We start from the raw sequence: 25,125 nt of genomic DNA on the forward strand, positions 1-25,125 counted from the left end.
GAATGGATATAGCTCATAGGTTTTACCTCTTTTAGCTTAGAGCGCTCATCAGCATCGTTGCCATACACACGTTAGCAATTAAATCAAGGTATTGCAATATTTTTTAAATAAGCATTTCTTAATACTTGTTAATATCCAGTATATATATAGAAAATATTTTGTTATATAAGTTTTTATGAATACTGCTGGAAAAATATCCTAATTCCTTGACAAACACACCAAACATCCTCTAGAACGGCAAAAAACTTGATTTTTTTACAAAATTTTTCTCAAAAAACCGTAGCTTTAGATACAAACAAAGCATCTTTTTTATACGCTTATTTCAAATTTTTAATAAGCTTTTTAGGTAACAGAAGATGGGGATCATTGCCTAGTCTGTACTACGAAGATCTCAGTATTCCAATTGCACATATATAGATATATAGTCAAAACTAGTCGGAGATTAGGAACGAGACTAAACTGTCCCTCTCCGACTCGGAGCTACGGTGTACACACATCTCTGTACAAAACCAAAATCGTTGTATATCCTCCTAAATCCCCCTTCAAAAGGGGGACTTTGAGAGGTTTTTGCCCCCCTTTTGAAGGGGGGTTGGGGGGATCAAAAGCCTGTGGGGCAGCTCTCAAAGACTTGTGTGTACACCGTAGCCGACTCGGAGAGACAGACTTGAACTAAAGTTTAAGGCAGGGAGAGGTTTATCAAGCTTACGTTAAGGCGGTGCAGAGACAGGTTGAGGATTTGATGGCTTAGCTGACTGGGGAGTTGACCCATTCCAGATTTGATTTAACTGATCTATCGGCAACGACTGGAAAATGCTGAGATTCAGAGGCTCTTTACTGATGAATCTGGCGTAGGATGGCTGCAAATAAGAGCGGTATTCTGGGCGGTTAAGAAGATGGGTTTCTAAGAAAGCCACACTTAAGGCATTGACATAAGAATAAGCAGCAGTACGGTTAGGGCCTAGCAAGGCAGGTGGCACGGGTAACACATTATTCTCAGAAGTAGGTTCGTCAATAGCAGTAAAGTGAGTGGCGTTTTCAATCAAGACTAGGTACTTATTGGGGTTAGAAAGCCAGGTGAAGGGGCGAATCTGTTCAGGTACGGGTGGGGCAAAAATATCTTGACTAGCTGTCACCAGCATTACAGGAACTTTAATTTGGCTGACGCCGCTTTCACCTAAAACAGAACTGTTAATAGGATTGATGGCAATGACGACCTTAATGCGATCGTCTTTGAGTTGATAATTTAATGGGGGTAACTCAATTGCTTGACACTGCAACACGAGCGACACATTTAAAGATGAGTTATTGGAATTACAGTCTTGGCGGAGTTGGTCAAAGTTAATCTTTGCTCCCGCCAAACTCAAAACAGTATAACCACCAAACGAGTGACCGATCGCCCCGACTTGCTGTAAATTGAGTTTCCCTTGGAGGTTAGGATCAACCTTTTCTAGGCGCTGGAGTTCATTAAGTAGAAACTTGATGTCCAAAGGTCGATCAATAAATTCCTGGGCTTCTGGTGGGCCTGCCAAACCCGAAAAATATTGCTCAAAGCGTTCAGCATTACTACCAGGATGTTCCAACACCGCCACAGCAAAACCATAGGATGCTAGATGTTTCGCCAGATAGACAAAGGTAGAGCGGTCTGAGGCGACGCCGTGAGAAATTACCATTAGGGGAAAGGCTGATGAGGATATATCTGGTGTGCTTTGTGGGGTTGCTACAGGTAAATACAAATCCACCGGCATCCGGCGATTGCGAGAAATGTCATTTAGCTCCAGACTTGTGATAGCCCAGCGGAATTTTCCAGGCGATCGCAAATCAAGCTGTTGCGAAAAGTCAACAGTTGAATTAGGTGCTTGAGCCATCGTTTGTTTTTGCAGAAAAGCCACAACTTGATCTCTTCTTTCAAGCAATTGCGACAAGTCATCAACTATTCTTAACCCCTCTGTAAAATTTACCCGCATAGTATTGCTAGGAAACCTACGCAGCAAATTCAGAACTGTTAAGCCATCTTTATCAGCAGCAGCCAAAATTAAAGCAGCACGTATGGCATAGAAGCCATTTTTGCGAGACTCAGTGAGTAATAATTCTCCTAAACGCTTCATTAACTGCTCACCTACAGGTGAGTAGGTAACTTGAGACACTAAAGTAGGAGTAACATTGAAACGCTGCTGGAGTAGATCCCGCAGTTGAGCTAGTTGTTCGGGAGTTGCACGACTGGCATAAAATGAAAGGTCTTCATCGATTTTGCCTTCTTTAGCAAAAGTTTCTAGCGAGTTAACTGGCAAAGAAAATTCCCCAAAGGGAGGGTAATAAAAGCTGATGCGATCGGCTCCCAGTCCAGGAGTTGCAGTACAAACAGTAGATAACAGCCCTAAACTCAGGTATTTTAGAAATTTTTTCATTAGAACAACCCGCTGTTTAACCCTACCAAATCAGTTTAGGCGGGGAGAAAAGCAGAGCGGGAGCTATACCGCTTTCCTGTTTACTTAATTTACATATATCAAATTGGCTACAAGCATAACAAAGCAAGTATTTGCGTTTATAGCTTTGCACCTATGCTATGACCTGCGTTGAAATAAATTTAAGTTAATAATGTGGATCAGTATAGATGGTATGGCAAAGCCTAGTAACATCCTGAAAAGTTAGATCCCCGACTTCTCAAAGAAGTCGGGGATCTGGACAGCGCAAATTTTTCAGCCAAACTATATCAGCAGCGCGATAATTAAAGTAGAGATCAAAATACCTTCTATGTCGTCCCTCCCATCTTGTGCCTGTTGTGTCGTTGTCCTCAACCAACAACAGGAGCAAAATAACTTCCATCAAAACCAGTCCCAAGATGTCCCAGTCAACCACAGCAAGAGTGCGGTTAAAAATTGCACTGTGGTTGAGAATGGTCGAGTTGTCGTTAAACCATTACCAATACCGCTTAATGAGAACTCTGATACTCAAGAGCAGTTCTAACCATAATCCATTAATCTAAGGGCAAAATATCGTGGAAGTGGTTGTAATCGATGTAGCGATGCCCTTCGCTTGTGTAGTGAATAATATCGACAAACTGATAGTTCCACAAAATCTCATTAGCACTATAGTTATGCCGGGCGTGAACAACTTGTGCAACTGTTTCATCAATGCCACTTAGCGAGATCACAAGAGTAGTTTTCGTCTGAATTAGCGACTCAGCGCTCATCCCATACAGAGGACTATACTCATCAATTGGATGCATCGCTGACCAACTTAACATGAAGCTAGGGGTTTGACTTCTCAAGAGTTTGAGATCGTGGAAGCGACGCATTAAGTGTCCTTCTACCGTTACTTCGTCACGCATCAGGTACACGCGCATCTGCGCCTCTAGAATCTGATTGCGGCGCTCATTAGCGGCGCGAAACATCAAAGTGGGCACTCCCTCGTGAGGTGTAATCACCGCTACACGGCTAAAGAGAACCCGTGCAGTTGGTCGGGAAAATCGGGCAAAAGCTAGTCCCGTCATCACAGCAATTCCCACCAAACCTGCCATTGCTTCAATCGTCACAATGGTATTGGCATAAGTTGTTTTAGGATACATCGCACCGTAACCGATAGATGCCAGTGTTTGCACGCTGAAGAAAAAAGCATCTAAAAAATTGCCTGGTCGAGCGTTCTCAATACAATCGCCTCCTGCTAAATAAGCTAAGGCAAACAGGGCATTAATTCCCACATACAAAGCAGCTATTAGAGCCAGGAAGGCAGTCCAAGGAATTGTTAGCAGCAGATGGTATGGGTCACGCCAGTAGGAATACCATACACCCATACCCATAATTTCAAACTGTCCATCTTGGATTTTGATATGAATTCGTGGGATCAAACGCTGTCGTTGCTTCCGTGAAAGTCTCTTCAGTCGAAATTTCATTGGGAGTAGCCAAAAGAACGGCGAGTGGTAGTATGACTATTGAAAAGTCGCTGTCTTTAGTTGCAGTGCGAGCGATCGCAAAGTTACAACCTGGTGGTTATATATCGCTGATGAATCGAAATTTCTGGATTACTGCTTTAATTGCCTTTATTAATTCCCTTAGTTTTACAGTTTTAATTCCCATTATCTATCTTTATGGCAAACAATTCGGGCTTAGCGATTTCCAGACCAGTTTGCTATTTTCGATTTACTCTATAGCTCAGTTTTTCGCAACTCCCGTCATCGGTAAACTGTCAGATCGCTTTGGACGCAAGCCTTTATTGATCATCAGTTTAGCTGGGACTGTGATCGCTAACTTAATAGCTGGAACAGCAACAACAGCAGTTGTTCTTTTTCTAGCTCGACTCTTAGATGGCATCACTGGAGGCAACACTTCTGTTGCTCAAGCGGTTATTTCAGACATTACCACTCCAGAAAATCGCGCTCGCGGTTTTGGGATTTATGGGGCAGCATTAGGGTTAGGCTTTGTATTAGGGCCAGTTACAAGTTTATTAGCACAGCAAATTTCTTTAGGTGCTGCATTTTTGGTTTCAGGTGCGATCGCATTTGTAGCGCTTTTAATTACAGCCTTTTATTTACCGGAAACTCTACAAAATAAGGCTGAAAAAGCGCACAACATTTTTGATTTAGGTTTAGGAAATTTAATCAAAGGTTTGGCTATACCTAAAGTTGGTATTCTGCTAATAATCAACTTTTTTATTGGCACAACTTTTACTATCTTTACTTATGCTTTTCAACCTTACTTTCTTAACGTATTGGGTCAAAATAGCCAGTCTTTAACACTGATGTTTCTTACATTTGGCGTCCTAGGTGTAATCATGCAGACTTGGGGTGTCTCACTTCTCAATCGGAGATTTAACCTAGTTAGTATATTATTTTTAGGCTTATTTATCCGCAGTCTATCATTTGTTCTCATGCCAGTTTGGCCAAACATTGTTTATTTTGTGGGAGTTACTATAGTTTTTTCACTGTTCAATTCTTTAGTTCAACCCATGATCAACACACTAATTTCTCTCAACGCTAAACTGCAAGATCAAGGAACTGCAATGGGGTTAAACGCATCTTATTTAAGCATTGCCAATGGCGTTGGGCCTGTGATTGCCGGAATGCTGATTCATCAATCGAATCCCAAGACCTATAGCTATCCGTTATATTTAGCTGGAATATTAACTTTTGTAGTATTATTTTTGGCAATAGCTACTCGCAAACGATACGCGAATCAAGTTAAATGAATGAAATTCATCGCAAAAATATAGGGTGAGCATTGCCCACCCTAGTGCTAATTAATTTGCTAGAAGCTTATTTTTCAGGCTTTGGTTGTTGACCTTTAGAACAGCGGTCAAACCACTCTTGATATTTTTTCTGGCGTGACTCATCTTCAACAACAATGGTCACTCGTACCTGCTTGCATCCATGATTTCGCTCTAGGGCGATCGCATTTAACAATAAACTAGCAATTTTAGGCGAACTAAATTCGCCACTCACTGTTAAACCACTATCAAAATTTGCAATTTCAAGTCTTTCCGCTTCAGTCAATTCAACGCTAACAATCTCCTGTTCTCCTAAATCAATTTCTGCGAGTTGCTTGTGCTCTGGGCTGACTTGTTCCACAATCAGCTTCTCTCGCCGAATTGGAACTTGGATCATCCGGGTTTCGATTTGTTTGCGAACAATAACCTCTCCAACTTTCCGCTTACCAGTTTCAACGAATAATCGTTCCTCTAGTAGACGAATAATCTTTTCTTCTCCGACCTCTTCTAAGTCCACTGACTCAACCTTGTTAGTCGTAGTTTGACTATGTACTATTGACTCAGTTGAGTTTTCTGATAGTTTTTGGTCGCCTGGTGTTTCTGTTCCTAAATATTCAGGCATGCGCTCTATTTCTAATTGATCTAGATCTATGAAAACAGATTTAGTCGGCTTATCAATTTTTTTTATTTTCTGACTCTGCAATCGAAATAAAGAATACTGGTCTCCAAACAGATAATCGTGTTCTAAATTTTGTTGATTCACCTGCTTAGATATAATCAAATTTAGTTGATGATCAGCATCCACAACTAAATCTTGAACCTCCCCTACTCGCTGACCTTGCCTATCGAATACAGTAAAATTCTTTACCTTTTTTTTTAGGTCGGCTAGTAAGTTGTTAACGCGAGATTTTAATTTTGCCTGTTCAACGTTTTGTACCATCGCTATTTATTTATATACAAATATGAACTGATTTTTACTCAGCTACATCAAATTTTTTTACCATATTTCAGTTATTAGAAGTACAGGTAAAGCTAATCAGACAGCCCCACCTGCACTATATTACATCAGTCATTAGCTAATAACTAATGTCTATGTCGTTTAACGTTCTTCAATTGGAAGACCAGAAGCATCCACATCTAACTCTTCACGACGCACAGTTTCTTGAGTTTCAACTGTGTCTTGATCTACGACTTTTCTAACTCTAACTTCTTCACGCACAAATGCTTCTTTGCGAATCTCAGGAGTTTCTTCGTGAATTTCCATACGAGCAACTTCGCCTTCACGGAAGTTAGCTTCGCGAGAGGAAACAGCAGTTCCGGCGTCTGTTGGAGTTACACGTTCAATTACAACTCTCTCTCTTTCCACCGGTACTGCAACTCGTGCAGTCTCAGTTTCAACGTGCTTACCAATCGCTACTTCTCCAGTTTTTTGGCGTCTCTTATTTGCAACTAACCTTTCTTCATACAATTTTAGGGTTTGATGATCTCCCTCATTCAACCCGTATAAAGAAGGTTCATGTTCGTAAGTGTAGTTATCGCGGTTGTAAGTTGGTGTGGGGGTCGTCGCCGACTGATAGTTTGTACCTAAAGGTGCTGATGCTTCCAAAGGAGTTGATGCTTCTACAGGTCGAGTATAGTCTCCCGAACCGCGATATACACCACGTACCCGTTCTTCATAGTCATAATCAAGAGTTTGGCGTTCATCAAACTCAGGTAAAGCTTCTGCTTGCTCTCTAGTCATACCAACGGCGTAGGCACGATCAACATTGTAGTCAATACGAGTACGACCAATTGGGAGCAATACTTTCTTGCCAAAAATCCAGAAACCTAAGTCAACTACTAGATAGCGAAAATGACCTTCTTCATCTACCAGAACATCACTTACAGAGCCAATTTTTTCATCAGTTCCTTCTGTGTAAACACCAAGACCCTTGATTTCCCGACCTTCAAAAGTATCTCGATAATTAGGCTCAAAATCTTCTAATTTGTAAAGAACCATTATATTAGCCCTCAAGTTTTCTGTATCGTATAGTTCTAAATTAGGCATTTCTTTACTTTTCTACCTCCTTCCAGCGAATGAATTGTCTCAAGAACGTAGCATCAAAAGTTATAGGTATTTTTTGTGCAGATAAATAAATTAAATATTTCAGTATGAAACTTTGAAAACGTAATTAATATTTAGTGCATTATTGCTGGCAAAATTAAAAGTGCAGGTAGAGATAAAAATTTACTCTGCCTGCATAATTTTTTATAAGGAATGTGCCTAACAAATCTATGAACTAGCTACTTACATTGCTTGATGTGTAGTCCCAGCATTTTCATTCCCACGTAACTCACCCGCTGTATTCACATCTAACTCTTCTCGACGAATTGTATCTTGTGCTTCTACAGTATCTCGCTCTACAACTTTTTTGACTCGAATCTCTTCGCGCACAAATGCTTCTTTGTGAATGCTAGGCATTTCTTCGTATACTTCTATGCGTGCGACTTCTCCTTCTTGGAACTTAAGTTCACTGGGATCTACTACCGTCCCCCCTGGTGTTGGTAAAACTCGTTCAATCAAAACACGTTCTTTTTGGACAGGTACTGCAACGCGTGCAGTTTCCGTTTCGATGTGCTTACTAACTGCTACTTCTCCGGTTTTTACACGGTGCTTATTGGCAATTAATCGTTCTTCATAAAGTCTGAAAGTTTGATTATATTGCTCATTCCAATCGTATAAAGCTGGTTCTTGCTGGTAATTATATGTCTCGCGATCATAAATCACATTGCTAGTTGAGGAGCGAAATATACTACGTACTTTTTCTTCATATTCTTCATCAACGATCACATCTTCTCTGTACTCAGGTAAATTTTCTATTTGCTGTTTACTTAGTCCATTCACAGAAACACGTCTTTCAGGATAATTGATGCGAGAAAGTCCAATAGGTAGTAGTATTTTCTTACTAACGAAGTCTAAGCTGGTATCAAGAACTAAATACCGAAAACGACCGTCTTGATCAACTAAAACATCGGCAACTGAGCCTATTCTTTCTCCGCCATGAGTATAAACATCTAACGCTTTAACATCATCACCGCCAAAAGTTTCTCGATAGTTTGGGTCAAAATGTTCAAGTTTGTGAAGAGGCATATGCTGTTCCCAGATTATTTAAAATATCTATCTCCAAGCGTAAAAAATCTGATGCTAGTTTTCCTCATACTGGCGACTTAATTCAAGTGAGATATTTTATGCTTGGTGGCTAGTAGTCTGCCAAGGAAAATTGGCTGGGTAAGGGGGAAAAGAATAAACTTTTCACAACCTACACTGTCTTTTTTGGGTTGGTGAACTACTAGTACTTTATAAGTGAAATCCAAAGAAGTCTTAAGTTTATCCATCATCGCTCGGCATACAACTTAGCTGATGCCCCTATTGGCTTTCTAACTTGCGATTTCACCGCGTCAACAATAGCATCGGCGTCAATTTTGGCGGCATGAAGCAGTTGTTCTGGTGTGCCGGAACCTGGCATATCACGCACTGCTAGCTTAATTAGTCGTAGTTGGGGGCCGTTGTAAGTGGGAGTATTACCAGTACCAGCAAAAGCATCAAGTACAGCAGCACCTAATCCGCCTTCACTCCAGTGATCTTCAACGACTACTAAATTACCATTTGTATCGTGTGCAGCTTGATGAAGTGTCTGCACATCAATGGGTTTGACAGAATAAGCATCAATAACGCGCACCGTGATGTCTTCATTTTTTAAGCGATCGCAAGCCTTGAGCGCTTCATGTAAAGTAATACCAGCAGCAATCACAGTGGCTTGATCTTTTGGAGAACTATAGACTACTTTGCTGCCACCAATAGGAAACTCTTCAGCAGCACCATAGATAACTGGTGTACTTTCCCGTGTGGTGCGGAGGTAAACAACTCCATCGCGATCGCTCATTTGAGCTACTAGTTTAGCAGTCTGATTGGCATCACTCGGATATAATACAGTACTACTCCACACCGCTTGGAAGGCAGCTAAATCCTCCAATGCCATTTGGGAAGGGCCATCTTCACCAATCGACACCCCAGCATGAGAACCCACTAATTTAATGTTGGCGCGTGAGATTGCAGCCATCCGTACAAAGTCGTAGGCTCTACTTAAGAAGGCGGCGAAGGTAGAAGCAAAGGGTTTGTATTGTCGCACTTGCAAACCCACCGCAGCTGCTACTAGTTGCTGTTCAGCAATGTACATCTCAAAGTAGCGCTCAGGAAAGGCTTCGGCAAAATCTTCAGCGTAAGTGGAATTACTCACCTCGGCATCAAGGGCAATCACATCAGGTTGAGCTGTTCCCAGAGCTTTGAGAACATCACCATAAGCGCGACGTGTTGGGATCTTTGCGCCTTTCTCATAAGTAGGAAGTTGCAAAGGTTGAGGATTAGCAATTGTAGCGGGTTGAACTTGTTCAGGCTTATCTACCTGAATTGTAATATGGCGTTCACCACCTAGCTCGGCGATCGCCTTTTTTTCCTGTTCTGGTTTCAGTGCTTTGCCATGCCAACCACTTAAATCTTCTAAAGCAACCACACCTTTGCCTTTTTTCGTCCGTGCAATAATTACCGTGGGGCGATCGTTAATGCTCAAAGCAGCGCTAAATGCTTGATCAATCTCCATCAAGTTGTTACCATCAATCTCAATCGCTTGCCAGCCAAAGGCTCTGGCACGAGTAGCGTAAGCTTGTGTGTTCCAACCCAGTTCAGTTTGACCACGTTGCCCTAGTCGATTGACATCGATAATGGCAATTAGATTGTCTAGAGTGTAGTGTCCAGCATGATCAAAAGCCTCCCATACTGACCCTTCAGCTGTTTCACTATCACCAAGTAGCACCCAGACATGGTATGGCAATTGATCTAAATATTTACCTGCTAGAGCCACTCCTACACCAATCGGTAATCCTTGCCCCAAAGAGCCAGTCGCCACATCAACCCAGGGTAAAACTGGTGTAGGATGACCTTCCAAGCGACTCCCCAATTTTCGCAGCGACAGCAACTCTTCATCGCTGATTACTCCCGCAGCTTTATACATGGCATAGAGTAGCGGTGCAGCGTGTCCTTTTGAGAGGATGAAGCGATCGTTATTGGGGTAATGTGGATTATCAAAGTCATAGCGGAGATATTTAGATATTAAAACCGCTATTAAATCGGCAGCAGACATCGACGAAGTAGGATGACCCGAACCGGCAATAGTTGTGGCGCGAATACTATCTACACGCAACTGTTGTGCCAGCTCATGCCATTGGTGCAGTTGCTCCTGTGTGGTCATAGTTGTTTTCCTGAATGAAAATACAGGGAATTTATCAATAAGTAATGGTGAAGAGGACAGGGTTAAAAATCGAAAAAGTTATGAAGCAGCAAAATTTTCATCCAAACCTTTGGACTATGCCGCTGATAACTAGGCGTCCAGGTCTAAACTAGAACACCAATACTGACTGGTAGTTCGCTAAGTTCCCTTGGCGAGGTAAAGGGGAAGGAGTAAAGGCAAAAGGTGTTTTATCCCTTGTCCTTTTTCCTTTAACCTTTCTCCAACCCTCACCTAGTAATTTGGGATTGGCAGACTACTAGCTAAGTAGTAATTTTTTAAACTAGAAAGAGATAAGAATGTGAGTAATCTTGGTCAGAGTATTTTTTCTCATTTTTCTCTCTTCTTTGGTTAACTTTAGAGAGTGGAAAGAATAATAACTTCTTTCTAATGGAATAATCGTTGTTTATCTCTCAAGGCAGACAAAAATTACAACCGATTTTATTATTTTAGATGGATGTATTGATTAATACTAGCTATAATTCATCTCACCCTTGAGTTTTATACTTAGTCTTGGTTTATATAATACAAAAAATGCCTATAAGATTAATTAGATGCAAATTGAGAAATTAATAAATAAGTTTTTCCATCACAAAGTTAATGAATTTTTGACCCCTACGTTCTACCTCTTGCTTTCTAACAACAATAAAGTTCTTACTTTCAAAAAAAGGTTTAGCTGTAACACTGGCTTCTGTGAATAACTTTTTAATCTCTAAAGCCTTTGCTTTTAATTCAATCTGTTCTAAGATTTGTGTGCCAACTCCTTGCCTTTGAAAATCTTTATGGCAATAAAAGCAGTCAATATGACCATTTGCTTCTAATTGCCCAAAACCAATAATTTGATTACCTTCCTCTGCCACATAAGTAAACTTATCTCCTAAACGTCTAATCCAAACTTCGATATCTGTATTTGTCGATGCCCAAGCATCTACTTGAGCTTTTGTATAATCATGAATATTCACCTCATGAACTGTGTCATAAAACAATTTGATAATTTCTTCAGTGTCGTCTATTTTGTATATTCGTAAATGCATGAGTAAGGGTATTGATGAAAATAATTGTAATGGAAATATTCGCAGCGATCGCCAGCTTTAAGTTTCTCATAGTAAGCCGCAGATAGGTTTTAGTTTTCGCACTTAATACGAGGTTTTTATGGCTTCACCAACTGAAGAATTTGCAGTACCACGAACACCAGGCACAGTTCAAGAAATTCCCTCCCCCGGTATAACTCCCAAAGATTCACTAATTGCTAAAGGCTGGCAACGTGAACAGTATATTGGCATTACAATTCTGTTGCTAAGCTTGGTCGCCGTTGTAGGGTTTTTTAGTCGCAGATTTGAATATGCGCTGTTGTTCGCTTTTGTCCTCAGCATCATCCTCATTGTGTTCTTTTTGACTATTTAAGTATTGAGCGTTCTCAATCAAACACAGGCGGCCAAAGTTCAGAAACTACAAGTTCCCACTCAGGAAATAACTCTGAGACAGTGAGTTTTTCCCCATTTCCTAATACCGTCACTCCGCTGCTGGGTCGATAAACTGATACAGTCTGAGAATCTGGATCAATTAATAGTGCTACCTTCACTCCCAAGTCTAAAAATCTTTGAATTATTTGCTGCACAGATATCAATCGGTCAAAAGCAGATTTAATCTCCACTACCAGATCAGGCACTAATTCGGGATAAGTTCGCGGTACTCGCTTCAAGCGTTCTCGTGAAAAGAATGAGATCCGTGGTGCAACAATATCTCCATTAGGTAGCTGAAATCCACTTCTAGAGCCAATAATATGCCCTAGCTGGCGCGGTTCTACCCAAGAAAACAAAAATGCACAAAATCGAGCGCTAATTTCACCAGAGGTAAAATCAGGCGGGGACTCACTCAAGTCATCTTCACGGATAAAATTTCTGTTAGGGCTGATAGTTGCCGCTGGTATGCCTAATGATGTGATCTCTGTCAGCACTTCTTGCCAAAGATTTTGAAGGTTGACGCCTAGCTTTTTGAGTACCATCACTGCTACCCCATCTGAGACACTCAGCACACCTAGTAGAAGATGCTCTGTACCAATGAATGTGTGACCTAATTTCTGAGATTGTTCAACAGCGAAATCCAAAACTTGCTTACCTTTGGGAGTAAAGGGATACTCTACGCCTTGAATTCCAGTCCCACGACCAATAATTTTTTCCACCTCAGTTTGAGCAGCCTCAAGGGTAATACCAGTAGACTTGAGAATCTTGGCCGCAAGACCATTCCCTTCTGCAATCAATCCAATCAAAATCTGTTCAGTACCAACAAACTGATGTCCTAAGCGCTCACCTTCGCCTTGTGCAAGCACGATCGCTCGATATGCTTTGGCGGTGAATCTTTCAAACATAGAATTTTCCTCTGGTAAGAAGATGAATTGAATGGGATAGCGGAATACCTTGGCAATTTTGAAAGCTAAGGACAAACTTGGGTCGTATTTGCCAACTTCAATAGCGTTGATGGTTTGACGACTCACGCTTAAAAGTTTCGCTAATTCCGCCTGTGACCAATTGCGTTGAGTTCTAAGAAGACGTAAACGATTTTGCATTGCTTGGCTAAAAAAACTAGTGTATTCGCATAGTTTTTGCCTTGCCTAAATTTTATCGTAAACTTGACTTGTCTTAGTGTCAAGTTTACTTTACAAAAAACTCAGGTGTACTTATAGCGTTTTTAACAAAAAGCGCCACATTGATGGGAACTTGGGGACTGGACAATAACCCAATCTCTGATATGTAATACCAAATACTCATCTCCAGTCCAAATCAAAATGTCTCATCAACTTTGGTTATCACAGTTGCAACAACACCGAGCGATCGCAGTTATCCGCGCCCCCAAAATTAAGTTGGGACAGCAAATGGCAATGGCTGTAGCATCTGGGGGAATGCAACTAATTGAGATTACCTGGAATAGCGATCGCGCGGCAGAATTAATCAGTCAACTACGTTCGGAATTACCAGCCTGTATAATTGGCACTGGTACGCTGTTTAATGTGCAGCAGCTACAAGAAGCGATCGCATCTGGGGCGCAATTCCTCTTCACACCCCATGTTGATCCAGCAATGATTCAAGTAGCCATCGAAAAAGATGTACCCATTATCCCAGGAGCACTGACACCCACAGAAATTGTTACCGCTTGGAATAGGGGTGCTAGTTGTGTGAAAGTGTTTCCCGTGCAAGCGATGGGAGGTGCTCAATATATCAAAAGTTTACAAGGCCCCCTGGGTGAGATTCCCTTAATTCCTACTGGCGGCGTCACCTTGGAAAATGCCAAAGAATTTTTACAAGCCGGGGCGATCGCCGTGGGTTTAAGTGGTGAATTATTTCCCAAAAAGCTTGTCACAGATGGAAATTGGGAAGCGATCGCTAGTCAGGCAAAAAACCTGATACAACAGTTAAATTAGATTAGGATTAAATCATCGAAAACTCACGTCTATTGCAGCAATAGACATGGAAATAAAGGTGAAACCTGACAACTTTCCCAAGACTCCATTATTTGAGTGTATTTACTATGAAAACCCTAATTTATTCTGACTGGGCGCGTCGCTTAAAAATACTCCTCGCCGGTACAGCACTTTCTTTGAGTGTTGTTAGTGTTGATGCAAGCGAAGTTTGGGCGAATTCCAAAAATCAGATAATTGCTCAACAAATCCAGACACTACAACAATCTGAGCGGCGTTGGATTCAAATTAATCTTTCAAAACAACGGTTAATAGCTTGGGAAGGTAACAAAGTTGTTTATGGGGCCAAGATTTCTTCTGGCAAAAAATCCACTCCCACACGCATTGGTACTTTTAAGATTCAATCTAAGTTGAAGTCTACGCGGATGCGGGGTAGGGGCTACGACGTTCCCAACGTTCCTCATGCAATGTTTTATGAAGGCAATTACGGTATTCACGGAGCCTACTGGCATAAAAGATTTGGTACTCCAGTCAGTCACGGCTGCGTAAATCTCGCGCCTAAACATGCTCAATGGTTATTCAAGTGGGCATCGCTAGGAACACCAGTGGTTATTCATAAATAGTTAAGTATAGCTAAAAGACAATTTTGCAAAATCAGAAATAACTACAAATCAAGACAATTGAGCGATGAAAACGAGATTTTTTAATGGAATCTCCTGAATCAGGATATTAAACTTGAAATAGAATATAGAAGGGAGCATTCATCTGATTTGCCCCACATAAATAAGCGTAAATCCTGACAATTCCTGTGTGAAATTACAAATGCAAATATTAAGTTAGGGAAAGTTTGCATTTGCTGATAGTTATAGCTAAATCAAAAATACCAATAACGCCAAAATCGAGCTCAAGGAAACAGAATTATATGCCTTGATTGGCGGATGTAACCAAATCAATTAAGAAGATGGAAGACAAGAGAAAAATGCCGAAAAGCCATTTCTCTTGTCTGATCATTTCCTCTGCGGATGAGTTGCGTAAATCCTCCACAGGAAGCTAGAAGTCGCTCTGGAAATTTGTAGCGTTCCAGAAAATTACTTCATGATTTTTGCGTAGTTTAAAAGGTGATGCATAATGCAAAGCTGGATTCGCAGTGGTGGAAGTGGCTCAAGAATTTGTACAAGCGTGGTGTTAATGGTGGCGACGTTGTTATCTTGGTCGCCACCGTTAACAGGTGATCATAACTCTGCTATAGCCACCGGGTCACTAAATGAAAATAGCATCATAATATCTGACATTAGGCAAGTATCCCAACCTCGCTGGATTGAAATCGACTTATCTGAGCAACGGTTACGTGCATGGGAAGGTAAAAAACTTGTTTATTCATACCGAATTTCGGGAGGTAAGCGATCAACTCCCACACCCATAGGTAGATTTCGGATCAATTCCAAGTATCGCACTCATCGGATGCGAGGCAGGGGGTACAACATTCCTGATGTCCCTTACGCAATGTATTTTTATAGAGGTTACGCCATTCACGGTGCATACTGGCATAACCGTTTTGGGACTCCAGTCAGCCACGGTTGTGTGAATTTACCAGTCAAGCAAGCTCGCAGGCTATACAACTGGACAAAAACGGGGACTTTAGTGGTGGTGCGTAGGTAGAAATTAGTAGAGACGTTGCAATGCAACGTCTCTACACAGCAATGCAACGTCTATACCGTGGTCAATGTGGCGGATTTAATAAAAATTTTCTCAGTATATATCTTTCCATAGATAGAGGCTGTTAACAATACTTCTCTGTTAGCAATCAGTAACATTGGCATCAATAACCTGATAAATAAAAAGCATGGAGATAAAAATGGTGAATAAACGTGGTAACGCTCGTAATTTAATCCCATATCTCCCAAAATGGCGGCATTTACCCACTAAATCCATTCGTGTACCAGAGATATTTGTACAACAGGTGTTGGAATATGCTCGTCAGCTAGATGCACAAAAACCAGACAAGCGTATTGAAATTCGTCAAGATTTTAATGCAGTAGTGGTGATTAGTCCTTGTGACCCAAGAGGAACTTTTCAGATCAAAGCCAGATCGATACAAGGATGGCGTTTTCATCGGGAAAGCCAAAGTTGGTGGTATCCTATGGAAAAGATTGAAGAAGTTGTGGCAGCGTTTCCAGAATGCGTACTAGATGAGAATGTCAAAGACGCGATCGCAATGATTCAAGCTAAAAAAGCACTCCGGTGGCAATTAGAGGATTTAAACTAGGGGCGATCATAAATTAATAAATGCTGCTCTTAAACTACATTTAGGAGTGGATTAATTGCCATTTAGCAGTTGAGTAATAAGTGGTATCTTTATGCAATTAGAAACACAAAAACCCTATTACACACTCGAAGAATATTTAGAACTTTTTAGATATTAAACTTATAAATCATTGGTGCGAGCAGGTGGATCAAAAATGATAATTCAAACTTCTGCGATCGCATCAACTTAGCAGCTTCTTTTTATATCCACACCTGAACCTAGGCAAAGGTTAAAGGGAGAAGGGAAAGGGTTTAAATTCACTCTCTTCCCCTTTAACCGAGAAGTATTGCTTCTTGTGGATAATCAAAGTTATTTTTGATACTCCGCAAATGAGCTAAGAAAATTGTCTGCTCAGTAAGACTACCCTAAAAAAGGTAGTGAAGTCACCCATTCAGGTGAAGGCATATAAAATTTTTAACGGCTATGATGAAGTTAAGTTAAGCAAATATTAATTTATCTACTTGTCTAGTTACTGTCCAAAAGTTTTTTAACTCTAAATTCTTGTACCTGCCCTCCCAAAGAAGGCTACTCAAGCAAAGGAGTATTCAAATTAATATTTATGACTACGCATATAGAAATTCCTGTTATTGGCAAAGTTAAGCATCCACTACGCTGGCTAATTGGGCTAATAGCGGCGGGTTCTTTGGTTGTTGGCACAACTACCGCCTACAACTTTATACGAGGCGCAAGCAAGGAAGATATTGCTCAACTAACATTGCCTGTAGAAGCGAAAAGCGTCACTCTGCGGATTACTGCTAGTGGTAAGGTAGTGCCAGTTCAGAGCGTGAATATTAGTCCGAAAAATCCCGGAGTGTTAGCGCAATTGTATGTGGAACAGGGCGATCGCATTCAACAAGGGCAAATTCTCGCTCGAATGGATAGTGCAAACATTGATGCCCAAATCCGCCAGTATCGTGCAAATTTAACCCAAAGCCAAGCACAATTAGCTGAAGCCGTGGCTGGTAGTCGTCCTCAAGAAATTGCTCAAGCTAAGGCGCGATTAGCCCAAGCCCAAGCTCAGCTAGCCGCAGCTCGTGCGGGAAATCGACCTCAGGAAATTTCTCAAGCTCAAGCTCAAGTGGATTCGGCTCAAGCAAAAGTCAATTACACCAGTGAACAAGTAAAGCGTTATGAATACTTGTATCAACAAGGAGCCGAGAAAAAACAATTATTAGATCAAGCTATTAGCGAAGACAAAAGTGCTAGAGCCGCCTTAGAAGAAGCACGAAAACGATTATCACTAGTGCAAAGTGGTACTCGTCAAGAAGAAATCGACCAACGCCAAGCAGCAGTCACCGAAGCACGAGCAGCCTTAGTACTGTTAGAAGACGGCACTCGTCCTGAAGAAATTGTCCAGCGTCAAGCTGCTGTTGCATCTGCTGAAGCTCAGTTGAAAGGTGTGCAAGTGCAGTTGGAAGATACAATTATTCGCGCTCCTTTTTCTGGGATTGTGACGCAAAAGTACGCTAATGTTGGCTCATTTGTGACACCCACAACATCTGCTTCTACCAGTGCGTCGGCAACCTCTAGTTCAATTGTCGCTGTAGCACGTGGTTTAGAAGTGTTAGCTCAAGTCCCAGAAGCAGATCTAGGCAGAATTAAACAGGGACAGCAAGTGGAAATTGTCGCCGATGCCTATCCCGATCAAGTCTTTAAAGGTAAAGTGCGCCTGATTGCTCCCGAAGCTGTAGTTGAACAAGGTGTGACATCATTTCAGGTGCGGGTTGCCCTTGATACTGGCATAGATAAACTGCGTTCTGGCTTAAATGTCGATTTGACCTTTTTAGGCGATCGCGTCAACAATGCTTTAGTATTGCCAACTGTGACGATTGTTACTGAAAACGGTAAAACTGGTGTACTGATGCCAGATCAAAACAATAAGCCCCAGTTCCGCGAAGTTACAGTTGGGGCACAAATCCAAGACCAAACTCAGATTTTAGATGGGTTGCAAGCAGGCGATCGCGTCTTTATCAACCCGCCCAAAGACTACAAAATCGAAAAGGCGAAAGAACAGAATAATAATTAAATGAACTTCCTAGAAAGCGTCCAAATGGCAGGGAAAACCCTGCTTTCAAATAAGTTGCGTAGCGCCCTCACCATGCTGGGTATTGTCATCGGTAATGCCTCAGTGATTGCCATGATTGGTATTGGCGAAGGAGGGCAAAAGTACGTCTCTCAGCAGTTGGAGTCACTAGGGCCAAACGTGTTATTTGTGATTCCAGGGAATCGCGAAACTCAACGTATTTCTTTGGATTTGCCAAAAACACTAGTTTTAGAAGATGCTGAAGCGATCGCGGCTCAAGTACCAACGGTAGCATCGGTTACTGCGGAATTGAACAGTAGACAGGTGATTACTTACCGTAATAAAAACACTGATGTCAATATCATTGGTACAACTCCCAGCTTCTTGACAGTGCGAGACTTTGAAGTTGCTAGAGGGCGGTTTTTTTCTGACGTAGACATGAAGCGCAGCAATCAAGTTATTGTGTTAGGTGCGAAATTAGCAGAAAGACTTTTTGGTAATAGTAACCCCATCGGGCAGCAGTTACGAGTTAAAAACGCCAGCTTTCAAATCATTGGAGTCCTAACAGCCAAAGGCTCAAACCTCGGTGTTGATTATGACGATGCGGGATTAATGCCTGTTGTCACCGTAGCAAACCGGATTGTCGGGCGAACTTCACCCTATGGATTAGAGTTAACTTACATTGCTGCTTCGGCCAAGAATGCAGAGAGTGTGGATGCAGCAGAGTTTCAGATTACCAATTTACTACGTCTGCGACACAAAATTATCGGAGAAGATGATTTCACCATCAACACTCAAAAGGATGCTTTGCAAACTGTCGGTCAAATCACAGGTGCATTAACAATTATGCTAGCTGCGATCGCCGGAATATCGCTGTTTGTCGGCGGCATTGGCATCATGAATATTATGCTTGTCTCTGTCACCGAACGCACCCAAGAAATCGGATTGCGGAAAGCGATCGGGGCAACTGAGCAAGATATTTTGCTACAGTTCATGATTGAGGCGGTGATTGTTTCAGCAATCGGTGGCGTAGTTGGGACTGCGGTTGGGATCAGCGGTATCATGTTAGTGGCAGCCTTGACTCCTTTAGAAGCGAGTCTTTCTCCTGTGGCGATCGCAATGGCTGTTGGTGTCTCAGGCGGTATTGGTTTATTCTTTGGTGTCGTTCCCGCACGTCGCGCCGCTAAACTCGACCCCATCGTCGCTTTGAGAAGTGCTTAGTGATGGGGATGGCAAAACTTAATCTTCCTGATTAGGTTGAGGTAAAGAGATATTTGCTAAGTAATTCACTAAATCAGTTTGACTGGAGAAATCTAACAGCGCCTCAGCTAACTCTTCTAGTTGAGTAATGGATAATGTGCGAATCTGCTGTTGCATCTCTGGCTCAATTGCATTAAATCGACGTGTTAACTGACGCAGAATCAGTTGTAACGCCTCCTGTTTCTTTCCTCGTTCTTCTCCTTGTTGCAGTCCCTTTTGCAAAATATCTTGGTAAATTACAGATTCTTGCATAATTTCCTCTCTAAACAGTTGTTTAATTAGACTTTTATCAAACCGTAAACCAGCCAAAACTTGTACACAAGCTGATATATTTTGTCGCTCGTCTGTTTCCTCAATCATATCGACATTAGCAGCGACTTGCTCTAGTAAAGCTTGGGGTGAGTTGGTTTGAGCCAATGTCGCTAGTGGTAAGAGTGCAGGGTTAGCTAACAGTGGTGTGGGATCTTCTTCCCATAAACGAATCACTCGATACTCGTGTCTGGTTTTCTTGTCTACATACTGAGTATTCAAAACAATTTCTGAGGAAGTGGCTTGTAAGAAAATCAACACTTGCTCAATATCGCACCAGTATTCTCGTTTTAATCTGGTGTAGTAATCCAGCATCCGAAAGTCAAGCGGGGGTGTGGATTTAGGTGTAGCCTGAAACTCTAAATGCAGAATTTGGTTGGCGATTTGCAGAAATATTACAGAATCAGCGCGAATTGGTTCCAGATTGAGTTCTGTTTTGAGTACTTGGATATCGGAAGTGTCAATTGAGAGTAGCCAGCTAGCAAACTCAGCAGGGTAGTTTTCGGCAAGGTATTTGCAGGTGTTATCGTAACTCAAGGGCGATCGCTTAATCTTCCTGATTAGATTGAGGTAAAGAGATATTTGCTAAGTAATTCACTAAATCAGTTTGACTGGAGAAATCTAGCAATGCCTCAGCTAACTCCTCCAGTTGAGTAATGGATAATGTGCAAATCTGCTGTTGCATCTCTGGCTCAATTGCATTAAATCGACGTGTTAACTGACGCAGAATCAGTTGTAACGCCTCCTGTTTCTTTCCTCGTTCTTCTCCCTTTTGCAGAATATCTTGGTAAATCACAGATTCTTGCATAATTTCCTCTCTAAACAGTTGTTTAATTAGACTTTTATCAAACCGTAAACCAGCCAAAACTTGTACGCAAGCTGATATATTTTGTCGCTCGTCTGTTTCTTCAATCATATCGACAGCAGTAGCGACTTGAGTTAACAAGTTTGCGGGTGAGTCGGTTCTCGCTAATGTCGCCAATGGTAAAAGTGCGGGGTTAGCTAGCAGTGGTGTGGGATCTTCTTCCCATAAACGAATTACTCGATATCTATGTGTGGTGTTGGTGTCTAGATACTGAGTTTGAAAAGCAATTTCTGAGGAGGTAGCTTGAAGAAAAATTAACACCTGCTGGATATCACACCAGTATTCTCGCTTTAATCTGGTGTAGTAATCCAGCATCCGAAAATCAAGTGGGGGTGTGGATTTGGGTGTAGTTTGAAACTCTAAATGCAGAATTTGGTTAGCAATTTGCAGGAACGTCACAGAATCAGCGCGAATTGGTTCCAGGTTGAGTTCTGTTTTCAGTACTTGGATATCTGAGATGTCATTTGAGAGTAGCCAGCTAGCAAACTCAGCAGGGTAGTTTTCGGCAAGGTATTTGCAGGTATTGTCGTAAGCCAAGAGGGATGTGTGATTAGTAGTGTATTATACCACTTTACTAAGAAAGCGCTGCTGACAACGGGCGTAGATGCAGCAACTTTATTTTGTCGTGACCAACATTACAATATTAAGAACAAACATTACAACGTTGGTCATCAACATTACAACATTAAGGATAAATATTACGACATTGGTCATCAACATTACGACATTAAGGACAAACATTACAACGTTGGTCATCAACATTACGACATTAAAGACAAACATTACAAGATTGGTCACTAACATTGCGCTAATCGCCAACAAGCCATAATAAAAAAGGTGTTACATGATACTTGCACCTGATTATGGATTATGAACGAACAGCGCCTACAGGTTTATTGCCAGCTGATCAAAAGCCTGCTAGATTGCCCTAATGGTCAAGAACCGGAAATATTAGCGGCTAATACAGAATTGCTTGATGCTGGTTTTTTGCAGGTTTTGGCAGTAGTAGCAGAGCATTTTGCAGAGCAGGGAGAAGAAAATATTGCAAACTGGTTGAGAAACCTAGCAACACAACTCACTCCAAAAACTACCCCCATCACCCCACAAGATATAGAGGCTTACAAAGCCACAGAATATATTGAACGCAGCAAAAACCGCAATTTAGTAGAACTTATTCTCAACCGTGACAGCAGAACTATTTTCCCTCCAGAAGTTGTCACTCAACTAGAACAACTTGAAAATGAAATAGCTAGTAGTCAATATCAACCCCAAAATGGCAAAGCCGAAAATCCAACAGACTTAGCCCAACATCTTCAACAATTGCGACAGCACCGCCAATAATTACAAGACAGCTATCTACCTGTTGGTTCTAGCTTTAAATTTGAGCAATTACAAAAAACTTTAGAGAAAGGCACTGCAATTATAGAATGGTACATCACTAGAGATAGAATTCTCACTTTTATTATCCAACCTAACGGGCAAGAATTAACATTTTGGCAATCACAACCAGAAGACTTTAATGCCTTAATCGATTGGAGAAATAAATATCTAAGTGACTACTATAACCAGCAAGACCAATCTAAAATTAAATGGCAAAATCAGCTAGAAGAACGGCTGAAAAAGTTAGCAGGAATTCTGCATCTTGAGGAAATATTAGCCCCATTTTACCAAGAATGCGACAGATTAATCCTAATTCCCATCGCTTTTTGCACCTGTTTCCTCTCCATGCTTTACCTGTCAAGGAATCATACTTATTTGACTTATTCCCCAACGGCGTAGGCTATGCACCCAGTTGTCAACTCTTGCAACAAGTGCAACTGCGTCAAAGTCATATTTTTTAAAATGATTTCACCGTTTTCCAAAATTACCATAATGTAGGTATGAGTACAATCTTAGAAATTTACCTATTAGATTGGCTAATTATCAAACCTCCTCTAAAGTAGATTACTAATTTTTTCCTAATTGGTATAATTATGTGTATATTTCCTTGCTCGGAGAAACTATGCAAATAAAAGACATGACGACAGAACATTTACAAAACTTGATCCGTAACACAGTAGATGAAATTCTAGATGAATACTTCGGTGATCCTGATGAGGGAAACAAAGTTAATGAGTCGTTCAAGCAAAGTTTATTAGAAATACGGCAAAAACGGCTAAAAGGAAGACCTACTATTCCAGCATCGGAGGTATATAAAAGGTATGGGATAGAGCATTAAATGAGTTATTCTGTGAGTTTTGAACCAGAATCTATAACTGATTTAGATAATCTGGCTCAAGTGGTGCGCCTACGGATTCTTAATAAGATTGAATGATTAAGTATCAATTTTGAGCAGATAACTCCTCTACCTCTAACGGGAGAATGGTCGGGATTTTATAAGTTAAGAGTAGGAGATTATCGAGTCATCTATGAATTTGAAATAGAGAGTCAGTTAATTATCATTACTAAAGTTGGTCATCGAAGTGAAATTTATTAGGGAGAATGAGCATAATTATTTGTACGGTTATTAGACTCAATTCACGGCATAGTATAAATGTGCGATCGCTCCCTAGAACACACGATCCAAATACTAGGTATAGGCTTCGGCGGTGGTGCGATCGCATCTAGCGTAATCGTTCAACACATCGACAAAATCAACCAACCCCTAACTGCAATATCTCCCAAAAACCCACCCCATCCCTTTTACGCCTCTTTGCTTTTGAGTATTGTTACTACATTGTTGTTTATCGCCTTGGGTTGGTGGTGGATAAATAAAGGACAAGGAAGACAAGAAAGACAAGGAAGAAAGAATTAATAACTAATAACCAAATTTTTATGACAAAAACTCTATCAATTACCGACCCCGATTTTTCTAATCCAGCCCCTAAATCAGTAATCATTCGCCTAGAGAATATTTTCAAGATTTATGGCAGTGGCGAAACCGAAGTTCGAGCGCTAAATGATGTCAATTTAATTATAGAACAGGGGGAATATTGCGCGATTATGGGCCCTTCTGGTTCTGGTAAATCTACAGCCATGAATATCATAGGCTGTCTGGATCGCCCCACCACTGGACATTATTATTTAGACAACATTGATGTGGCACAAATGGCCGATAAATCATTGGCACACATCCGTAACAAAAAACTGGGGTTTGTATTCCAACAATTCCATTTATTGCCCCAACTATCAGCCTTAGAAAATGTTATGCTGCCGATGGTGTATGCTAGTGTGAATCCTGGTGAAAGACGCGATCGCGCAACAGAAGCACTGACACGAGTAGGTTTAGCAAATCGCCTCAACAACAAACCAACTCAACTTTCGGGTGGACAACAGCAAAGAGTAGCGATCGCACGTGCCATTGTCAACCGTCCTGTTGTACTACTAGCTGATGAACCCACTGGCGCACTTGATTCGCGTACAACCCAAGAAGTATTGGATATTTTTAGCGAACTAAACACCAGTGGTATCACAGTTGTCATGGTAACTCACGAACCAGATGTTGCTCGACAAACCCAACGTATTGTTTGGTTTCGTGATGGTGAAGTAGTACACTCGGATTTGACACCAGCCGATTTAAGTCACCTTGCTGTGCATGAGTAGAAGCACAACAATGTTGTGCCTCTACAAAGCGTTTCATGTCTAGTCAAATTTTGGCAAATTCGTATTATAAATGCAGATTTGAACTAATTACAAATTACAAACTTGACGTTTTACCAGTTTGTGACTGCGTCTCAATCGGTTTAACATCGGTGTAGCCCATTTCTCCAGCAATTGTCCGCAACACCGACATTTGTTCTTCAAAATCTAGTGCTTCAATTTGGGAAAGCAAATCGTTAATTGCTTTAGTTGGCTCGTAGTTGTTTGGCATTCCAACTACTGTATCCCCCATAGCCACTGCCCAAGCATACCAAACTAACAGCTGGTTGTTTTCTTTAATCGCACCATAAGCATGGGAATACTCTGTGTCTTTGCGGTTGACTATGTCCCGCATAATGTCTAGTTGCCGCTCATCTGACAATTTCAAATAGTCTCCTAGCAGAATTGGTGCTAATTCTGGTTCAGCAGCAGCGGGAGCAGCAGGAGTAATCGAGTTACCCATTTTTTTATAAACCAAATACAGCCACCCTAGTTTGGCATCAGTATCTAAAGCATTAAAATCATCCACCGCTTTTTGAGTTTCGTTGCTCCGGGCTTGAGAAATGCTTTTGTCGTAACTTGCAGCCATAATTTGTCTCCAAGGTCATTTATTTTAATGGGCCAAACTAAGGCTTACCAGAGTTTGATCATTACCTTCTACTTCCAAGAGAAAGAGTTTTATTAATCAGATATTCAGCTTTTATCTACCTTTTAATAGAGGTAAAAATATCTCCCAAGGGAGCAAGTAATTAACAGATAGCTTTGGTACAATTACTCCAACAATTAAAACATTACTTAAAAATTACCCAA

Annotated in this window: 27 protein-coding genes; 16 read left to right on the forward strand and 11 right to left on the reverse strand. The window is 41.2% G+C overall.

Annotated elements, in window-relative coordinates:
* Nucleotides 1–707: 707 nt before the first annotated feature.
* Nucleotides 708–2,405 (reverse strand): alpha/beta hydrolase, encoded by a 1,698-nt coding sequence (locus HCR01_RS07940; RefSeq protein ID WP_193195700.1) that lies wholly within the window; start codon nucleotides 2,403–2,405, stop codon nucleotides 708–710.
* Nucleotides 2,406–2,751: 346 nt separating this feature from the next.
* Between HCR01_RS07940 and HCR01_RS07945 the strand changes: the two genes are divergently transcribed.
* Nucleotides 2,752–2,964: a hypothetical protein gene (locus HCR01_RS07945; RefSeq protein WP_193195701.1), complete on the forward strand. Its 213-nt coding sequence runs from the start codon at nucleotides 2,752–2,754 to the stop codon at nucleotides 2,962–2,964.
* Between the two features lie 10 nt (nucleotides 2,965–2,974).
* Here the strand turns inward: HCR01_RS07945 and HCR01_RS07950 are convergent, their stop codons facing one another.
* Nucleotides 2,975–3,889, reverse strand: coding sequence for an ion channel (locus HCR01_RS07950; protein ID WP_193195702.1), 915 nt, complete (start codon nucleotides 3,887–3,889; stop codon nucleotides 2,975–2,977).
* 32 nt (nucleotides 3,890–3,921) lie between these two features.
* Between HCR01_RS07950 and HCR01_RS07955 the strand changes: the two genes are divergently transcribed.
* The gene (locus HCR01_RS07955) at nucleotides 3,922–5,181 is read left to right on the forward strand and encodes an MFS transporter (RefSeq protein ID WP_226889196.1); all 1,260 of its coding nucleotides are present in this window, start codon (nucleotides 3,922–3,924) and stop codon (nucleotides 5,179–5,181) included.
* Between the two features lie 67 nt (nucleotides 5,182–5,248).
* On the opposite strand, the gene HCR01_RS07960 is transcribed toward HCR01_RS07955, so the two are convergent.
* From HCR01_RS07960 to HCR01_RS07980, 5 genes are all read right to left on the reverse strand, one after another.
* On the reverse strand, nucleotides 5,249–6,139 hold the full coding sequence (locus HCR01_RS07960; RefSeq protein ID WP_193195703.1) for a DUF2382 domain-containing protein: 891 nt from the start codon (nucleotides 6,137–6,139) through the stop codon (nucleotides 5,249–5,251).
* A 159-nt stretch (nucleotides 6,140–6,298) separates the two neighbouring features.
* Nucleotides 6,299–7,198 (reverse strand): DUF2382 domain-containing protein, encoded by a 900-nt coding sequence (locus HCR01_RS07965; RefSeq protein WP_193195704.1) that lies wholly within the window; start codon nucleotides 7,196–7,198, stop codon nucleotides 6,299–6,301.
* Nucleotides 7,199–7,486: 288 nt separating this feature from the next.
* Complete coding sequence (locus HCR01_RS07970) at nucleotides 7,487–8,329, reverse strand: DUF2382 domain-containing protein (RefSeq protein ID WP_193195705.1); 843 nt, start codon at nucleotides 8,327–8,329, stop codon at nucleotides 7,487–7,489.
* A 244-nt stretch (nucleotides 8,330–8,573) separates the two neighbouring features.
* A complete protein-coding gene (locus HCR01_RS07975) occupies nucleotides 8,574–10,484 on the reverse strand; it encodes a transketolase (RefSeq protein ID WP_193195706.1) in 1,911 nt (636 codons plus the stop codon).
* A gap of 605 nt (nucleotides 10,485–11,089) precedes the next feature.
* Nucleotides 11,090–11,554, reverse strand: coding sequence for a GNAT family N-acetyltransferase (locus HCR01_RS07980; RefSeq protein WP_193195707.1), 465 nt, complete (start codon nucleotides 11,552–11,554; stop codon nucleotides 11,090–11,092).
* Between the two features lie 118 nt (nucleotides 11,555–11,672).
* Between HCR01_RS07980 and HCR01_RS07985 the strand changes: the two genes are divergently transcribed.
* Nucleotides 11,673–11,924, forward strand: a complete 252-nt coding sequence (locus HCR01_RS07985) for a hypothetical protein (RefSeq protein ID WP_193195708.1) — start codon at nucleotides 11,673–11,675, stop codon at nucleotides 11,922–11,924.
* Between the two features lie 13 nt (nucleotides 11,925–11,937).
* Here HCR01_RS07985 and HCR01_RS07990 read toward each other — a convergent pair whose 3' ends face one another.
* The gene (locus HCR01_RS07990) at nucleotides 11,938–13,086 is read right to left on the reverse strand and encodes a Clp protease N-terminal domain-containing protein (RefSeq protein ID WP_193195709.1); all 1,149 of its coding nucleotides are present in this window, start codon (nucleotides 13,084–13,086) and stop codon (nucleotides 11,938–11,940) included.
* A 219-nt stretch (nucleotides 13,087–13,305) separates the two neighbouring features.
* Between HCR01_RS07990 and HCR01_RS07995 the strand changes: the two genes are divergently transcribed.
* The 6 genes from HCR01_RS07995 (at nucleotide 13,306) to HCR01_RS08020 (ending at nucleotide 19,484) form a co-directional block, all read left to right on the forward strand.
* Nucleotides 13,306–13,938: a bifunctional 4-hydroxy-2-oxoglutarate aldolase/2-dehydro-3-deoxy-phosphogluconate aldolase gene (locus tag HCR01_RS07995; RefSeq protein WP_193195710.1), complete on the forward strand. Its 633-nt coding sequence runs from the start codon at nucleotides 13,306–13,308 to the stop codon at nucleotides 13,936–13,938.
* A gap of 107 nt (nucleotides 13,939–14,045) precedes the next feature.
* Complete coding sequence (locus HCR01_RS08000; RefSeq protein ID WP_193195711.1) at nucleotides 14,046–14,558, forward strand: L,D-transpeptidase; 513 nt, start codon at nucleotides 14,046–14,048, stop codon at nucleotides 14,556–14,558.
* Between the two features lie 505 nt (nucleotides 14,559–15,063).
* On the forward strand, nucleotides 15,064–15,594 hold the full coding sequence (locus tag HCR01_RS08005) for a L,D-transpeptidase (RefSeq protein ID WP_193195712.1): 531 nt from the start codon (nucleotides 15,064–15,066) through the stop codon (nucleotides 15,592–15,594).
* 196 nt (nucleotides 15,595–15,790) lie between these two features.
* Nucleotides 15,791–16,201 (forward strand): hypothetical protein, encoded by a 411-nt coding sequence (locus HCR01_RS08010; RefSeq protein ID WP_193195713.1) that lies wholly within the window; start codon nucleotides 15,791–15,793, stop codon nucleotides 16,199–16,201.
* Between the two features lie 598 nt (nucleotides 16,202–16,799).
* Nucleotides 16,800–18,266: an efflux RND transporter periplasmic adaptor subunit gene (locus HCR01_RS08015; protein ID WP_193195714.1), complete on the forward strand. Its 1,467-nt coding sequence runs from the start codon at nucleotides 16,800–16,802 to the stop codon at nucleotides 18,264–18,266.
* On the forward strand, nucleotides 18,267–19,484 hold the full coding sequence (locus HCR01_RS08020) for an ABC transporter permease (RefSeq protein WP_193195715.1): 1,218 nt from the start codon (nucleotides 18,267–18,269) through the stop codon (nucleotides 19,482–19,484). It begins immediately after the preceding gene.
* Between the two features lie 18 nt (nucleotides 19,485–19,502).
* On the opposite strand, the gene HCR01_RS08025 is transcribed toward HCR01_RS08020, so the two are convergent.
* Nucleotides 19,503–20,369 (reverse strand): DUF4351 domain-containing protein, encoded by an 867-nt coding sequence (locus HCR01_RS08025; protein WP_193195716.1) that lies wholly within the window; start codon nucleotides 20,367–20,369, stop codon nucleotides 19,503–19,505.
* A 10-nt stretch (nucleotides 20,370–20,379) separates the two neighbouring features.
* The gene (locus tag HCR01_RS08030) at nucleotides 20,380–21,234 is read right to left on the reverse strand and encodes a DUF4351 domain-containing protein (protein WP_193195717.1); all 855 of its coding nucleotides are present in this window, start codon (nucleotides 21,232–21,234) and stop codon (nucleotides 20,380–20,382) included.
* A 9-nt stretch (nucleotides 21,235–21,243) separates the two neighbouring features.
* On the opposite strand from HCR01_RS08030, the gene HCR01_RS08035 reads away from it, so the two are divergent.
* The 7 genes from HCR01_RS08035 to HCR01_RS08065 all read left to right on the forward strand — a co-directional run bounded on the left by HCR01_RS08035 (nucleotide 21,244) and on the right by HCR01_RS08065 (nucleotide 24,279).
* Nucleotides 21,244–21,498, forward strand: coding sequence for a hypothetical protein (locus HCR01_RS08035; RefSeq protein ID WP_193195718.1), 255 nt, complete (start codon nucleotides 21,244–21,246; stop codon nucleotides 21,496–21,498).
* 69 nt (nucleotides 21,499–21,567) lie between these two features.
* Nucleotides 21,568–22,038, forward strand: coding sequence for a hypothetical protein (locus HCR01_RS38550; RefSeq protein WP_226889197.1), 471 nt, complete (start codon nucleotides 21,568–21,570; stop codon nucleotides 22,036–22,038).
* Between the two features lie 332 nt (nucleotides 22,039–22,370).
* Nucleotides 22,371–22,538, forward strand: a complete 168-nt coding sequence (locus HCR01_RS08045; RefSeq protein WP_193195719.1) for a hypothetical protein — start codon at nucleotides 22,371–22,373, stop codon at nucleotides 22,536–22,538.
* A gap of 176 nt (nucleotides 22,539–22,714) precedes the next feature.
* Nucleotides 22,715–22,915 (forward strand): hypothetical protein, encoded by a 201-nt coding sequence (locus tag HCR01_RS08050; RefSeq protein ID WP_226889198.1) that lies wholly within the window; start codon nucleotides 22,715–22,717, stop codon nucleotides 22,913–22,915.
* A 117-nt stretch (nucleotides 22,916–23,032) separates the two neighbouring features.
* Nucleotides 23,033–23,173: a type II toxin-antitoxin system RelE/ParE family toxin gene (locus HCR01_RS38555; protein ID WP_320073095.1), complete on the forward strand. Its 141-nt coding sequence runs from the start codon at nucleotides 23,033–23,035 to the stop codon at nucleotides 23,171–23,173.
* Nucleotides 23,174–23,230: 57 nt separating this feature from the next.
* Nucleotides 23,231–23,491, forward strand: a complete 261-nt coding sequence (locus HCR01_RS08060; RefSeq protein WP_226889199.1) for a hypothetical protein — start codon at nucleotides 23,231–23,233, stop codon at nucleotides 23,489–23,491.
* Nucleotides 23,492–23,511: 20 nt separating this feature from the next.
* On the forward strand, nucleotides 23,512–24,279 hold the full coding sequence (locus HCR01_RS08065; protein WP_226889200.1) for an ABC transporter ATP-binding protein: 768 nt from the start codon (nucleotides 23,512–23,514) through the stop codon (nucleotides 24,277–24,279).
* A 94-nt stretch (nucleotides 24,280–24,373) separates the two neighbouring features.
* Here the strand turns inward: HCR01_RS08065 and HCR01_RS08070 are convergent, their stop codons facing one another.
* The gene (locus HCR01_RS08070; RefSeq protein WP_193195721.1) at nucleotides 24,374–24,904 is read right to left on the reverse strand and encodes an orange carotenoid protein N-terminal domain-containing protein; all 531 of its coding nucleotides are present in this window, start codon (nucleotides 24,902–24,904) and stop codon (nucleotides 24,374–24,376) included.
* Nucleotides 24,905–25,125: the final 221 nt, after the last annotated feature.

The organism is Nostoc sp. MG11, from assembly GCF_014904695.1.
Lineage (GTDB): Bacteria > Cyanobacteriota > Cyanobacteriia > Cyanobacteriales > Nostocaceae > Komarekiella.

Bases quoted from the DNA above. Each gene is read 5' to 3' on its own strand.
- HCR01_RS07940 (WP_193195700.1), bottom strand. From the start codon at position 2,405: ATGAAAAAATTTCTAAAATACCTGAGTTTAGGGCTGTTATCTACTGTT.
- HCR01_RS07945 (WP_193195701.1), top strand. From the start codon at position 2,752: ATGTCGTCCCTCCCATCTTGTGCCTGTTGTGTCGTTGTCCTCAACCAA.
- HCR01_RS07950 (WP_193195702.1), bottom strand. From the start codon at position 3,889: ATGAAATTTCGACTGAAGAGACTTTCACGGAAGCAACGACAGCGTTTG.
- HCR01_RS07955 (WP_226889196.1), top strand. From the start codon at position 3,922: ATGACTATTGAAAAGTCGCTGTCTTTAGTTGCAGTGCGAGCGATCGCA.
- HCR01_RS07960 (WP_193195703.1), bottom strand. From the start codon at position 6,139: ATGGTACAAAACGTTGAACAGGCAAAATTAAAATCTCGCGTTAACAAC.
- HCR01_RS07965 (WP_193195704.1), bottom strand. From the start codon at position 7,198: ATGGTTCTTTACAAATTAGAAGATTTTGAGCCTAATTATCGAGATACT.
- HCR01_RS07970 (WP_193195705.1), bottom strand. From the start codon at position 8,329: ATGCCTCTTCACAAACTTGAACATTTTGACCCAAACTATCGAGAAACT.
- HCR01_RS07975 (WP_193195706.1), bottom strand. From the start codon at position 10,484: ATGACCACACAGGAGCAACTGCACCAATGGCATGAGCTGGCACAACAG.
- HCR01_RS07980 (WP_193195707.1), bottom strand. From the start codon at position 11,554: ATGCATTTACGAATATACAAAATAGACGACACTGAAGAAATTATCAAA.
- HCR01_RS07985 (WP_193195708.1), top strand. From the start codon at position 11,673: ATGGCTTCACCAACTGAAGAATTTGCAGTACCACGAACACCAGGCACA.
- HCR01_RS07990 (WP_193195709.1), bottom strand. From the start codon at position 13,086: ATGCAAAATCGTTTACGTCTTCTTAGAACTCAACGCAATTGGTCACAG.
- HCR01_RS07995 (WP_193195710.1), top strand. From the start codon at position 13,306: ATGTCTCATCAACTTTGGTTATCACAGTTGCAACAACACCGAGCGATC.
- HCR01_RS08000 (WP_193195711.1), top strand. From the start codon at position 14,046: ATGAAAACCCTAATTTATTCTGACTGGGCGCGTCGCTTAAAAATACTC.
- HCR01_RS08005 (WP_193195712.1), top strand. From the start codon at position 15,064: ATGCAAAGCTGGATTCGCAGTGGTGGAAGTGGCTCAAGAATTTGTACA.
- HCR01_RS08010 (WP_193195713.1), top strand. From the start codon at position 15,791: ATGGTGAATAAACGTGGTAACGCTCGTAATTTAATCCCATATCTCCCA.
- HCR01_RS08015 (WP_193195714.1), top strand. From the start codon at position 16,800: ATGACTACGCATATAGAAATTCCTGTTATTGGCAAAGTTAAGCATCCA.
- HCR01_RS08020 (WP_193195715.1), top strand. From the start codon at position 18,267: ATGAACTTCCTAGAAAGCGTCCAAATGGCAGGGAAAACCCTGCTTTCA.
- HCR01_RS38550 (WP_226889197.1), top strand. From the start codon at position 21,568: ATGAACGAACAGCGCCTACAGGTTTATTGCCAGCTGATCAAAAGCCTG.
- HCR01_RS08045 (WP_193195719.1), top strand. From the start codon at position 22,371: ATGCGACAGATTAATCCTAATTCCCATCGCTTTTTGCACCTGTTTCCT.
- HCR01_RS08050 (WP_226889198.1), top strand. From the start codon at position 22,715: ATGACGACAGAACATTTACAAAACTTGATCCGTAACACAGTAGATGAA.
- HCR01_RS08060 (WP_226889199.1), top strand. From the start codon at position 23,231: ATGTGCGATCGCTCCCTAGAACACACGATCCAAATACTAGGTATAGGC.
- HCR01_RS08065 (WP_226889200.1), top strand. From the start codon at position 23,512: ATGACAAAAACTCTATCAATTACCGACCCCGATTTTTCTAATCCAGCC.
- HCR01_RS08070 (WP_193195721.1), bottom strand. From the start codon at position 24,904: ATGGCTGCAAGTTACGACAAAAGCATTTCTCAAGCCCGGAGCAACGAA.